This is a genomic window from Streptomyces sp. B6B3 (assembly GCF_039871525.1).
Classification (GTDB): Bacteria; Actinomycetota; Actinomycetes; order Streptomycetales; family Streptomycetaceae; genus Streptomyces.
Map to the genome: position 1 here is coordinate 120,864 of NZ_JBDPLU010000023.1, position 13,178 is coordinate 134,041.

Below are 13,178 nucleotides of genomic sequence, written 5' to 3' on the forward strand. Positions count from 1 at the left end.
TCGGTCCGTGTGTGCCGGTCGGCCGGCGGCTGCGACTCGTCTTCGGCGATGCGGCCGGCGCCGTGAGATGGTGTCCAGACCGCCCGCCGTCGGGAGATATCCTGCGATCGGGGCGCGACGGTCACCTCGTCGAGGACGCACTCGATGACCAGCGGCGCGCGATGTCACCACATCTGAGATGTCAAGGACTGACAGAATTCCTCATTGGACAGGTGAACCCTGACTCATGGGGGCGGGGTGCGTCGAGACATCTCCTCCCCAATCCCGCGGGAGCCGTGTATCGATGGCGCCAGTGTGGGCGAACTGGGCGCGAGCGGCGAATGTGTGAGGAGAAAGTGCAGGCGATCGATCGGTCTTGGGTGAATTCGCATCACGGGGTTCGGGTCATGTGACGGAAGGTGCGGACCCGGCCGGGGAGATGGTGTTCACCGCCCCTTTCCGGCGCAGTCGCGGGAGACAGTGCCGGAGGGGTTTCTTCGGTTCCGGATGGGTCTCTCGGCGGCGAGGTGAAACAACCGCACGTTCCAGGAAGCGGGTGCGGTGGACGGCGCGCCGCCCGGGGCCGATCCGCCTGCGGCGGGACGGCCCCGGGAGACGCTCAGGCCGCTCGGGCTCGACGTAGGTCGAGACGCACGGGCGCGTCCCGGTCGCAGCGGAGGCGGCCGTCCGCCACGTGCAGGGCCGCGACGTGCACGTCGGTGCGTCGGCCGGGAGGCTCGGGGCGGTGCGTGAAGTAGAAGATCCAGCCGACGTCCCGACCGCTCGTGTCGCGTCCGACGACGACGTCGGCGTGGTGGCCGTGACCGGTGTCCAGGGCCCGCCGGCCGGGGCTGTCGAGGATCAGCCCCTGACGTTCCCACGCGGACAGGTCGGCGGAGCGGTGCACGGCCAGGCCCCGCCACTCGTCGGTGATCATCCAGTACCAGCCGCCGAGCTCGAAGACGTTCGGCCCCTCGTGCGCCGGCTCCCGGATCACCGGCCCGGCCGTGCCCCAGGTGGTGAGGTCGGGGGAGTCCGCCGCCCAGGTGGCCGAGTCGTGCGCCTCGTCCTTGAACCACATGCGGTAGCCGCCGCCGGGCAACGGGTGGACGCAGGCGTCGATGACGCGGTCGGAGGACAGCGGCACCGCGCCGAGGTCGTGCCACGACTCGAGATCGTCGGACGTCAGGTGGCGGATGGTGCGGGGGTGGCCCTCCCAGGCCGACGGCACGCCGCGGATGTAGCTGAGGAACATGTGGTAGCCGCCCTCGGCCCGGATCACCTCCGGCGCCCACAGCGTGTTGCGGCCCGGATGGGGGTCGAGGCCGGCGACGACACCGAGATAGCTCCAGGTCAGCCCACCGTCGTCCGACCCGGCCACGCCGATGTCGGTGCCGTGGACCCAGCGCACGCCGGGGCCGTCGTCGCCGGCCCGGCGCTGGGTGTAGAACATCCGCCACGACCCGTCGGGCGCCTCCACCAGCGTCGGATCGGTGGGAGCGTGGTGGACCGGGTCGGTGTAGAGCGGCGCGCGCGGCTCCCGGGAGCCCCGCGGGGTCGTGGCCTGACTCATCCCTTGACGCCTCCCGCGAGCAGCCCGCTGATGATGTGGCGTTGGGTGAAGAGGAAGAACACCACCATCGGGAGCAGGACGATCACGGACAGCGTCATGAACGCCGGCCAGTCGGTGGAGAACTGTCCGACGGCGCTGTAGACCTCCAGTACGACGGTGCGCTTCTCCGGGGAGGAGATGAACACGTTGGGCAGGATGAAGTCGTTCCAGACCCACATGGTCTGGAAGATGCCGACGGTGATCAGGATCGGTCTGATCAGCGGCAGCACGATGCGCCAGAAGATCTGGAAGACGCCGGCGCCGTCGATCCGGGCGGCCTCGATGATCTCGAACGGCAGGGTGCGGATGTAGCCCTGGATGAGGAAGAAGCAGAAGATCGCGCCGCCGGCGTACATGATGATCAGCCCGTTGAGGGTGTCGACGAGTTCGGCGTCCACCATGGTCCGGTACAGCGGGATGAGGGTGGCCTGCCCCGGTATCACGAACGCCAGCAGGAGCAGGATGCCGAAGACGCGGTTGAAGAGTGTGGCGCGCATGATCATGCCGTAGGCGGCGGTGGCGCCGACGAAGAGTTGGATGGCGATGGCGCCGGCGGTGATGTAGAGGGTGTTGCCGAAGCTCTGGGCGAGCGGGACCTGGTCGAAGACCTCCAGGTAGTTGTCCAGGTGGAAGGAGGTGGGCGGGGCGAGCGGGGAGCTCACCATCTCTTCCTGGGTCTTGAAGGTGTTGACGAGGATGTAGTACAGCGGCGTCCCGACCAGGCAGGCCAGCCCGATCACGACGACGCTCAGCAGCGGGCGGCGGCCGGTACGGCGGGTCACAGCACTCTCCTCTCGATGCGCCGCGAGATGAGCAGTTGGCTGAAGGACAGCACGGCGACGGCGAGGGTGAAGAGCACGGCCAGGGCGGAGGCGATGCCGTACTGGCCCTGTCCGACGCCGTTCACGACGATCGACTGGGTGATGGTCTGCGTCGCGAAGCCGGGCCCGCCGTTGGTGAGGGTGTACGGCAGGTCGAACACCTTGAGCCCGCCGGTCATCAGCAGGAACTGGCTGATCACCATCGCCGGCATGAGCAGCGGCAGGGTGATGTGGAAGAACTGCTGCCGGCCGTTGGCGCCGTCGATGGTGGCGACCTCGTAGTACTCCGCGGGAATGGACTGCAGGTAGGCCAGGTACAGCACGGCGTGCCAGCCGGCGCCGCCCCAGACGCCCACCAGGATCACGGAGAGCTTGGCCAGCGTCGGGTCCGACAGCCAGGGCACGGGCCCGACCCCGAGCGTCGACTTCAGCACCGAGTTCAGCACGCCCGACCCGAGCGGGGACAGGATGTAGCCCCAGACCAGGCCCAGGACGGCCAGGCTCGGGATGGCCGGGAAGAAGAACAGCGACCGGGCGAAGTTGCGTCCGATGAGCCGCTGGTTCAGGGCCACCGCGAGCGGGATGGCGATCACGGTGGTCAGCACGGTGGTGGCCACGGCGAACAGCAGCGTGAAGGTCAGCCCCGCCGTCATGGAGGGGTCGGAGAGGATGGTCCGGTAGTTCTCCAGGCCCACGAACGCGAAGTCGTCGGAGTATCCGGTGAAGTCGGTCAGGCTCCAGTAGAACGTCTGGCCGAGCGGGATGACGAACAGGACGATGAAGACCGCGGCGACCGGGACCAGGAACAGCTGGTGGGCGGCGGCCTCACGCCAGCCACCGGACGGCCCGGTCCGGCGGCGGCGCGTGGCCTCGGCGGCGGTGCCGGCACCGATCCCGGTGCCGGACCGTGGCGGTGCGGCGGTGGCCGTCATGACGACGCGAGCTTGTCGTCCAGCGCCCGGGCCACCTCGCGCGGCGAGATCTCCCCCTGCACCATGCGTTGGATCTGCGCCACCGCCTCGACGTTCAGCACGTCCTCGGCCCGCTGCCACGCGATCTGCGGCAGGTAGACGTTCCCGGCGCGCACGTCCTCGACCACCGGGGCCAGCGCCTCGTCGAGCGACGGTTCGAAGTCGGTGGTGACCGTGATGGCGCCGTTGGCCTCCTGCATGACCTCGACGCCCTCGGGCGACGCGAGGAAGGACAGGAACGTCTTGGCGGCCTGGATGTTCTCCGAGTCGGGGTTGATCGCGTAGCCCGGGCTCGCCGCGCCGGCCAGGTACGGCTCGCCGCCGTCCACCGCCGGCACCGGCACCATCTGGAAGTTGAGGTCGGGCGCGGCCTCCCGCAGCGGGGGCACGTTCCACGGCCCGGCGATCATCATCGCCACCCGGCCGTTGGCGAACTCCGACTGCACCTGGTCGCCGGTGAGACCGACGGTGTCGCTGGTCACCAGGCCCTCGTCGTAGAGCCGTTGGTACTGCTCCAGCAGCGGGGTCCAGTGCTCCTCGAACGTCGCCTCGCCGCCGAATATCTGGTCGTCCATCGTGTGGTCGATGGAGGCGTCGTACGCACCCAGGAAGGCCGCGAGCACCGTGGGCATCCCGTCCACGGCCTCCAGGTACGGCGTGATGCCGGCGTCCTTCAGCTCGCCGCACAGGTCGAGGAACTCGTCCCAGGTCTCCGGCGGCGCGTCGGCGCCCACCTGGGCCAGCAGGTCCTCGTTGTACATCACGCCCCCGCCCCAGGAGGACAGCGACAGTCCGTAGACCGCGCCGTCGGCGCCGTAGGTCTGCTGGTTGAACTCCGGCACGTTGGCCAGGAAGTCCTCGCCGGCCAGGTCGAGCACGTGTTCACCGTTGATCAGGTTCGTCTTGTTCTCGGCGGCGATGAGGAAGACGTCGGGGGCGGTACCGGACAGCACCCGGGTCTGCAGGGCCTGGATGTACTCCGCGACCGGGGGAGAGTAGGACGCCTCGACGTGGATGTTCGGATGGGCCTCCTCGAACGCCTCCAGCACCGGGGCCATGACCTCTTCCCCGTCCCAGGACAGCAGCGACAGCGTGACGCCGTCGTCCGAGCCGCCGCCACCGCCGCACGCGGACACGGTCATCGCGGTGGCCATGGCGAGGGCGGCGGCCAGGCGTCGTGAGCGTCTGGACATCAGGGATCACTTCCTTCGGTTCGAGGGTGCGGTGGGAGTTCGGGGATGATGGAGGAGTGGTGACGATGATCGACGTGGCCCGCGAGGCGGACGTGTCAGCGATGACGGTGTCGAACGTGATCAACGGGCGACCGGGGGTGAGCGCCGACACCCGGGCGCGCGTGCTCGCGGCCGTGTCGAAGCTCGGCTACCAGATGAACCTCGCGGCCCGGCACCTGCGCTCGGGCCGCACCGGCGCCGTCGGCCTGATCGTCCCCGACCTCGACGGCATGTACTACGCGCAGCTGGCCGACCGGCTCGCCCGGAGCCTGGAGCGGCACGGCCAGCATCTGGCGCTCGTGCGCACCGGCGCCAGCAGGGAACGCGAGCTGGAGGCCGTCTCCGTCGGCCGGCTGCGGATGTACGAGGGCGCCGTCATCAGCCTGCTGCAGGTCGAGGCCGCCGACCTCGAACGCCTGAGCTTCGACACCCCGGCCGTCTTCATCGGGGAGCGCCCCGTGCCCGAGACGGTCGACCACGTCATGATGGACAACGTCGGCGGCGCGCTGCTGGCCACCCGGCACCTGCTGAGCACCGGGTCGCGGCGCATCGCCATCATCGGCGGCTCCGACGACGACAGGGTCAGGGACATGTCGACGCTGCGCACCCGCGGCTACCGCCAGGCGCACGCGGAGCTGGGCGTCGAGGTGGACGAGGGGCTCGTCCTGCGGATCGACTCGTTCACCCCGAAGGGCGGCTACCAGGCGCTGACGCGCCTGCGCGAGTCCGGCGTGCCGTTCGACGGGGTCTTCACCCTCACCGACGCCGCCGCGCTGGGCGTGCTGCGGGCCCTGGCCGACGTGGGACTGCGGGTGCCGGGAGACGTGCAGGTGATCGGATTCGACAACGGCACGGAGACGGACTTCCTGACGCCGCGCCTGTCGTCGGTCGAGCCCGGCAACGACGTCATGGCCGAGACGGTCCTCGACCTGCTCCAGCGACGCATGGGGCTGGCCGGTGCTGGCGAGGACGGCGAGCCGCGCACGCACACCATGGTGCCGGCCCGCCTCGCACTGCGTGAATCCACGCGCTGAGATTCCGGTGAGCCGCTCACGCCCCATGTCGCCCTCCTCCGGCCGACTTTATCGTTAAACTAGGCAGGTGGGAGGAAGCTACACCCGTCCCGGTCAAAGTCAAGAGGTGCGGTGCGAACTGGCCTCGGCTCGCCGTCGGAACCAGCTCCCGCACGGATCGCCGAACGTCGGGGGCGTCGGTCCCGGTGCGGGTGCGGGGTCGGTGGGTCACCCCCTCCGGTGCGCGTTTTCAGCCAGCCAGCCAGCCAGCGCCGCGTCGGCGGAGGCGCCCGTGCTTCAGACGTCGGCGAGCCAGGCGTTGATGGCGGATGCGGTGGTGGTGGCGTGCTCCTCGATGAGCGTGAAGTGGTCGCCCGGCACCGTCAGCTCGGTGTGGGGCAGGGGCCAGGGGGCGGGGTCGGCCGGGATGGGCTGGGCCGCCGCGGTGAGCAGGGTGGGGACGTCGACGGGCTCGGGCCGGAGGTCGCGGAGCAGATGGAGGTAGCGACCCATGGCGGTGAGGCGGGCGTCGTCGACGCCGTCCATCCGCGTGATGACGCCGTCGAGGAGCTCGGGATGGTCGGCCGGGGTGTACGCGTGCAGCGGGCGGCTGTCCAGCAGCACCACCGCACGGGCGTTCAGCCGCGTGGCCATGGCGTGCGCCAGGAGCCCGCCGGAGGAGTAGCCGATCAGGGCGAGCGGTTCCTCCCCCTCGCCCAGCGCCGTCGAGGCGGCGGCACACAGCGCGTCCAGCAGCGCCGCCAGGCTGGCGGGCAGTGGCTCGTCGGCGAGGAAGCCCGGGAGCGGCAACGCGGTCGTGCGGTGGCCGTGACCGCGCAGCGCGGCGGCGAGCCGGGCGAACTGGTGGGGGCCGGAGGCCGCGAGGGCGCTGGGCAGGGCGAGCAGGCGAGGCCCCGTAGCCTCGTCGGAACCGGCGAGGTCCACCGGCGCGGGCACCGCACCCGGGTCGCCGGCACCGGTGAAGGCCGGCCGGAACGAGGCGGCCTGGCCGAGCAGTTCGAGAAACTCCCGGCTCCGTCCCTGGGCCAGCGCGGTCCGGAGCAGGGCGGCCAGCGTGCCGTCCCCGGCGGGCGAGCCGGTGTCGCCGAGCTGGGCGTGCAGGTGTTCGGCGACCGCGGCCAGCCGGGGGTTGTGGGTCAGGTCCGCGGCCCGCAGGCTGGCGCCGGTGGCGCGGGTCAGCCGGGTGCGGAGTTCGACCGTGGTCAGGGAGTCGAAGCCGAGTTCCAGCAGGCCGCGGTCGGGCAGCGTCGCCGGGTCCGCGTGGCCGAGCACGGCCGCGGCCTCGGCCCTGACCAGGTCGCGCAGCAGCGTGCGCAGCTCCTCGCCCGTCGCGTCCGCCAGCCGCCGCCCGGCGAGCCCGCTCTCCGTTCCTCCCGCCGGCGCGGCGGGGCGCGCCTCGGGCAGTTCGGCGAGGAGGGCGCCCGGGCGCACCCGGCGGTAGGCGGCGGCGAAGGCGGCCCAGTCGATCTCCGCCACGACCGTTCCCGCGGCGTCCTCGTCGAACGCCGCGAGGATGTCGTCCAGCCTCCGGGCGGGATCGAGCAGGCCGATTCCGAGCCTGGCGAGCCGCTCCTCCCGCTCCGGGTGCCGGGCGCTGCGCCAGGGGCCCCAGGCGACGGATCCGGCAGCCAGACCGTGGGCGCGGGCCCGCTCGGCGAGGGCCTCGAGGTGCGCGTTGGCGGCGGCGTGCGCGCCCTGTCCGACGCCGCCGAAGGTGGCGGCGATGGAGGAGAAGACGACAAGCGCCTCCAGCGTCCCACCCGCCAGCGCGTCCAGGAGCCGGGTGGCCTGTGTCGCGGACGTGAGGCTGCCGGCCAGTCGCCGCGGCGTCAACCGGTCGACGGGGGCCTCGTCCAGCGGAGGGCCGGTGTGGACGATGGCGGTGAGCGGCTGGTCCGGGGGCACGTGCGCCAGCACGTCGGCTCGGCCGGGGTGAGTGTCGAGGGCGACGGCCGTGACCGGGACGCCGGCCGCCGCGAGCTCCGCCGCCTCCTCGTCGGTGCCCCCGGCGAGCAGGACGTGCCCGGCGCCGTGGCCGGCGAGCCAGCGCGCCACCGTGCCCCGCGGACCGTCGCCGGCGAGGAGTACGGTGCCGTGCGGCTGCCAGCCGCCGTCCGCGTCGCCGTCCCGGGGCCGGCCGTGTACGAGGCGGCGCACGAAGGATCCGATGGCGCGCACCGCGATGTCGTCCTCGCCGTCCGCCGGGGCCCCGGCGAGCGCCTCGGCCAGCGCGGTCCAGGAGCCGTCAGGTGGCAGATCGATCAGCCCGCCCCACAGACGGGGCTGTTCGTGACCGATCGCCGCGCCCAGGCCCCGGGCCGCGGCCTGGGCCGGCGAGGACGGCGGATCCTCCCCGTCCACCGCGACGGCGCCGCGGGTCACCGCCCACAGCGGCGCGTCGAGCCCGGCGTCGGCCATCCCCTGCGCCAGCGCGAGGGTGGCGGCCAGGCCGCGTGTGACGTCCGGAGCGTCCGGGTGCGCCGTCTCGTCGCATGCCAGCAGCGACAGGACGCCCGCCACGTCGGCGGGCGCGGCGTCGCCCAGCCGCTCGGCCAGCGACGGCCGGTCGGCCTCGCCCGCCTCCGCGTCCACGGCCATCCGGACACAGCGGGCGCCCCGTTCGGTCAGTGCCGCCGCGGCGGAGCCGGCCGCGTCGTCGTCCGCCGGGGAGGCGACGACCAGCCATGTCCCGGTCAGCGGCCGGGCCGGGCCGCGCCGCGCCGCCGCGCGCCATACGACGCGGTAGCGCCCGTCGTCCGACGCCCGTGCCGTGGGTGCGGCCGGGGGCGCGAGCCAGAACCGTCGGCGCCGGAACGGGTAGGTGGGAAGCTCACGGCGGCGGGCGCCGCTCCCGGGGAACAACGCCGGCCAGGCCACGGGCAGGCCGTTGGTGAACGCCTCCCCCAGGGCGGTCAGGAAGCGGTCGAGGCCACCATCGTCGCGCCGGAGTGAGCAGAGCACCGTGCCGCCGTCCTCGCCCAGGATGTCCTGCACGGCCGTGGTGAGGACCGGATGGGCACTGACCTCGACGAACGCCCGGTGTCCCGTGTCGACGAGGCCGCGGACGGCGGGCTCGAAGCGGACGGTGTTCCTGGCGTTCCGGTACCAGTGGTCGGCGTCGAGCCGCGTGGTCTCCAACGCTCCTCCCGTGACGGTCGAGACGAACCGCACGTGCCCCGGTACGGGCCGGATCTCCTGCCAGCCCGCGAGCAGTCGCCCGCGGATGCCCTCCATCAGCGGCGAGTGGCCGGCCACGTCCACCCGCACGCGGCGGGCGTCGACGCCCTGTCCGGCGAGCTCCGCCAGCAGCTCCGCCAGGGCCTGCCCCTCGCCGGAGACCACGACCGCCGAGGGGCTGTTGACGGCGGCGACCATCAGCCGGCCGTCCCAGCGGGACAGCCTGTCGGCGACGGCGGTCTCGGGCAGCGGGATCACGGCCATGCCGCCCTGTCCCGCGAGGGAGCTCATCACCGCGCCGCGGTGCGCGATCACGGCGGCGCCGTCCTCGACGGAGAGTCCGCCCGCCACGACGGCGGCGGCGATCTCGCCCTGCGAGTGGCCCACGACGGCGGCGGGCCGTATCCCGCATGCCTGCCACAGCTCGGCGAGGGCCACGGCGACGGCCCACTGCGCCGGCTGGACGAGGTCCTGTTGATCCAGGTCCGGGCGCTCGGCGTTGCGGAGCACGTCGCTCAGCGCCCAGTCGACGTGCGGGGCGAGTGCCTTCTCGCAGACGGCGATGGCATCGGCGAAGACGGGTGAGGCGTCGAGGAGTTCGCGTCCCATGCCGGCCCAGTTCGCCGCGCCGCCGGCGAAGAGGAACACCGGTCCTGGAGCGGCGTCCGCGTCCGCCGGTGCCGTTCCCCGCGCGACGCCGGCGGCCGGGGACCCCTCGGCCAGCGCGGCCAGTCGCCGCGCGAAGTCGTCGGTGGTGGTGGCCGTCAGTACGGCCCGGTGCTCGAACCGGCCGCGGCCCGTGACCAGCGAGAAGGCGACGTCCAGCGGAGGCGTGTCGGGGGTGAGGCCGGCACGCAGCCGGCCGGCCTGGGCGCGCAGGTCGTGTTCGGTGCGGGCGGACAGCGGCCAGGGCACGGCGGTGCCCTCGCCGATGAGCAGCGGCACCCGGTCCTCGCCGCTCTCCCCGGCGGGGCGCGTCGGCTCCGCCGGCTCCCGGTCCTGTGCCTGTTCCACGATGAGGTGGGCGTTGGTGCCGCTGACGCCGAACGAGGAGATCGCCGCCCGGCGTTCGCGTCCGGTGTCCGGCCACGCCTGGTGGGTGGTCAGCAGCCGGACGTGGCCGGAGTCCCAGTCGACGTGCGGGGTGGGCCGGTCGATGTGCAGGGTGGCGGGCAACTGGCCGTGCCGGATGGCCTGGACCATCTTGATGATGCCCGCGACACCGGCCGCGGCGGCGGTGTGGCCGATGTTCGACTTCAACGAGCCGAGCAGCAGGGGCCGGTCGGCCGGCCGCCCGCTGCCGTAGGCGCCGAGGAGGGCCTGGGCTTCGATGGGATCGCCCAGCTTCGTGCCGGTGCCGTGGGCCTCGACGGCGTCGACGTCGTCGGGGGCGAGTCCGGCGTTGGCGAGGGCGGCGCGGATGACGCGCTGTTGGGACGGGCCGTTGGGGGCCGAGAGGCCGTTGCTGGCCCCGTCCTGGTTGACGGCGGAGCCGCGGATCACCGCGAGGACGCGGTGGTCGTTGCGGCGGGCGTCGGAGAGCCGTTCCAGCAGCAGCATGCCGACGCCTTCGCCCCAGCCGGTGCCGTCCGCCGCCGCGGCGAACGGCTTGCAGCGGCCGTCAGGGGACAGGGCGCCCTGTCGGCCGAACTCGACGAAGCCCGCGGGTGTGCACAGCACACTCACGCCGCCGGCGAGCGCGAGGTCGCACTCGCCCGTGCGGAGCGCTCCGACGGCGAGGTGGGTGCTGACGAGGGAGGAGGAGCAGGCGGTGTCCACGGTGACGGCCGGGCCTTCGAGCCCGAGGGTGTAGGACAGCCGGCCGGACAGGACGCTGGCCATGGCGCCGGTCAGGGCGTAGCCCTCGACACGGTCGGCGGTGCTGGCCGAGAGTAGGCCGTAGTCCTGGCCGCTGGTGCCGACGAAGACTCCGGTCCCGCTCCCGGCGAGGGAGGCAGGGTCGATGCCGGCGCGTTCGATGGCCTCCCACGCCGCCTCCAGCGTCAGGCGCTGCTGCGGGTCCATGGCGAGGGCCTCACGGGGGGAGATGCCGAAGAAGTCGGCGTCGAAGTCGGCGGCGTCGTAGAGGAAGCCGCCGTGGCGGACGTGGCTGGTGCCGGGGTGGTCCGGGTCGGGGTGGAAGAGGTTCTCCAGGTCCCAGCCGCGGTCGGTGGGGAACCCGGCGATCGCGTCCCGTCCCTCGGCCAGCAGCTCCCAGAGCTGCTGCGGAGTGGTCACGCCGCCGGCGAAGCGGCAGGCCATGCCGACGATGGCGACGGGCTCCCGGTGGCGGCGGTCGCCCTGCCGCTGCCGGCGCGTCGCCTCGTGCAGTTCCACGGTGACGCGCTTGAGGTAGTCCCGCAGCCGTGCCTCGGTCTCGCTTGCCATGGTTTCCCTCGGTTCCTACTCGTGGCCGCGGTCGGGCGTGGCGGCGCCCAACCGGTCGTCGATGAACGCGAACAGCTCCTCGTCGGTGAACCCGGCCACCGCCTCGGCGACCTCCGCGGCGTCCGCGTCCGCGTCACGTGGGTCGGCCCGACCGGCACCGCCGTCGAACTCCCCGATGAGGAAGTCCGCGACGGCGTGGGGCGTGGGGTGGTCGAAGACGAGCGTGGCGGGCAGCCGCAGGCCGACCGCCTCGCCGAGCCGGCCGCGTAGCGCCACCGCGGCCAGGGAGTCGAACCCGAGGTCCCGGAACGGGCGGCCGGGTTCCACCGCCTCGGCCCCGGCGTGACCGAGCACGGCTGCGGCGGTCGCCCTGACCAGGGCCACCAGTTCGGCCCGGCGTTCCCGCGGCGACAGCCCGTCCAGCCGCGCGATGTCACCCCGCTGGCCGTCCTGGCCCTCCGGGGCACTGGCGGCGGTCCTGGGGACGCCGGTCGTGGCCTCGGCGGGCGCCAGCCAGTGGCGCTGGCGCTGGAAGGCGTAGGTGGGCAGGCCGGGTAGGACGGGCGGGTGCGAGGCGGCGGGGTCCCGGCGGGGCGGGCCGCTGGGCGCCAGCCCGTGCGTGTGGGCGCGCGCGAGGGCGTGGGCCAGCCGGAGCGGGGTGTCGTCGTCGCGGAGGAGGGTGGTGTGGGTGACGGCCGGTGTGCCGGCCGGGGTGTCGGCCGGCGCGTGGTCGATGGCGTCCTCGATGGCGGTGGTGAGGCCGGGGTGCGGGCTGGGCTCCACGAAGTGGGCGTGGCCGTCGGCGAGGAGGGCCGTGACGGTGTCGTGGAAGCGGACCGGGGAGCGGAGGTTGGTGTACCAGTAGTCGGCTGTCAGGGTCATGGTGTCGAGCGGTTGGGCGGTGACGGTGGAGTAGAAGGGGATGTCGGACCGCCGGGGCCTGATGCCCGCCAGACGTTGCCGCAGTTCCTCCTCCAGGGGGGCGACCAGCGGCGTGTGGGAGGCGTACGTGACGGGGATGCGGCGGTGGCGGATATCGAGTCCGGCGCAGCGGTCCTGAAGGCCGTCCAGAGCGGCGGGTGGTCCGGCGACGACGGTGGCGGCGGGTCCGTTGTGGGCGGCCACCGACACCTCCTGAGCGATGCCGCATCCGTCCAGGAGCGCGGTGGTGTCGGCGTGGCTCAGCGCCAACGAGAGCATCCCTCCGGTTCCGGCCAGCGTCGTCAACGCGCGGGAGCGGAGTGCCACGACGCGGGCGGCGTCGTCCAGGCTCAACGCGCCGGCGATGTGGGCGGCGGCGATCTCACCCTGGGAGTGGCCGGTCACGGCGGCCGGGTGGACGCCCTGGTGCTGCCACCACCGCGTCAGCGCGACCATCACCGCCCACAGCGCGGGCTGGACCACCTCGACGGGCTGCAGCGCGGCCGGGTCGTGGCTGGTGAGGATGGCGAGGAGATCGAACTCGGCGTGGGGCGCCAGGGCCGCCGCGCAGTCGGCGAGGGCGTCGGCGAAGACGGGGGAGTGCTCCAGGAGACGGGCACCCATGCGGGTCCACTGCGAGCCCTGGCCGGGATAGACGAACACCGTCTCGCCCGGCACCGGCCTGCCGGTGACGACAGCGGGGTGGGGCAGCCCTCGCGCGAGAGCGTCGAGACCTGCCAGGGACTCCGCGCGGTCCGTCCCGACGACGACCGCGCGATGGCCGAAGTGCGTGCGACGCACGAGCGTGGCCTCGGCCGCCGCGAGGTCCGGCTCGGGACGATCCTCCAGATGGCGGTGGAGACGCGCGGCCTGGGCGCGGAGCGCCTGGGCCGTCCGGCCGCTCACCGGGAGGGAGACCGGGCCGGCGGTCGCGGGGCGCGGGTCGATCTCCGGTTGTTGGTCTGCTTGTTCGAGGATGACGTGGGCGTTGGTGCCGCTGACGCCGAAGGAGGAGACGGCGGCGCGGCGGGGGCGGGTGTGGG

7 protein-coding genes are annotated in these 13,178 nt (G+C 73.3%); 1 reads left to right on the forward strand and 6 read right to left on the reverse strand.

Annotated features, from left to right (window positions below; genetic code table 11):
• Nucleotides 1-598: 598 nt before the first annotated feature.
• From ABGB06_RS33155 to ABGB06_RS33170, 4 genes are read right to left on the reverse strand one after another with little or no spacing between them, the layout of a single operon-like run.
• Nucleotides 599-1,552, reverse strand: a complete 954-nt coding sequence (locus ABGB06_RS33155; protein ID WP_347597000.1) for a family 43 glycosylhydrolase — start codon at nucleotides 1,550-1,552, stop codon at nucleotides 599-601.
• Nucleotides 1,549-2,373: a carbohydrate ABC transporter permease gene (locus ABGB06_RS33160; RefSeq protein WP_347597003.1), complete on the reverse strand. Its 825-nt coding sequence runs from the start codon at nucleotides 2,371-2,373 to the stop codon at nucleotides 1,549-1,551. Before ABGB06_RS33160 ends, ABGB06_RS33155 begins: the two co-directional genes overlap by 4 nt.
• Nucleotides 2,370-3,344 carry a sugar ABC transporter permease gene (locus ABGB06_RS33165; RefSeq protein ID WP_347597005.1) on the reverse strand — a complete coding sequence of 325 codons (975 nt, stop codon included), beginning with the start codon at nucleotides 3,342-3,344 and terminating at the stop codon, nucleotides 2,370-2,372. The genes ABGB06_RS33160 and ABGB06_RS33165 overlap by 4 nt, the downstream gene beginning before the upstream one ends.
• Complete coding sequence (locus ABGB06_RS33170; protein ID WP_347597008.1) at nucleotides 3,341-4,576, reverse strand: sugar ABC transporter substrate-binding protein; 1,236 nt, start codon at nucleotides 4,574-4,576, stop codon at nucleotides 3,341-3,343. Before ABGB06_RS33170 ends, ABGB06_RS33165 begins: the two co-directional genes overlap by 4 nt.
• 65 nt (nucleotides 4,577-4,641) lie before the next feature.
• Here ABGB06_RS33170 and ABGB06_RS33175 point away from each other — a divergent pair, with 65 nt between their 5' ends.
• Entirely contained in the window at nucleotides 4,642-5,649 is a 1,008-nt protein-coding gene (locus tag ABGB06_RS33175) for a LacI family DNA-binding transcriptional regulator (RefSeq protein WP_347597027.1), read from the forward strand.
• Nucleotides 5,650-5,925: 276 nt separating this feature from the next.
• On the opposite strand, the gene ABGB06_RS33180 is transcribed toward ABGB06_RS33175, so the two are convergent.
• Together ABGB06_RS33180 and ABGB06_RS33185 are read right to left on the reverse strand one after the other, a co-directional pair.
• Entirely contained in the window at nucleotides 5,926-11,214 is a 5,289-nt protein-coding gene (locus tag ABGB06_RS33180; protein WP_347597011.1) for a type I polyketide synthase, read from the reverse strand.
• Between the two features lie 15 nt (nucleotides 11,215-11,229).
• On the reverse strand, nucleotides 11,230-13,178 hold a 1,949-nt coding region (locus ABGB06_RS33185; protein ID WP_347597014.1), incomplete at its 5' end, for a type I polyketide synthase.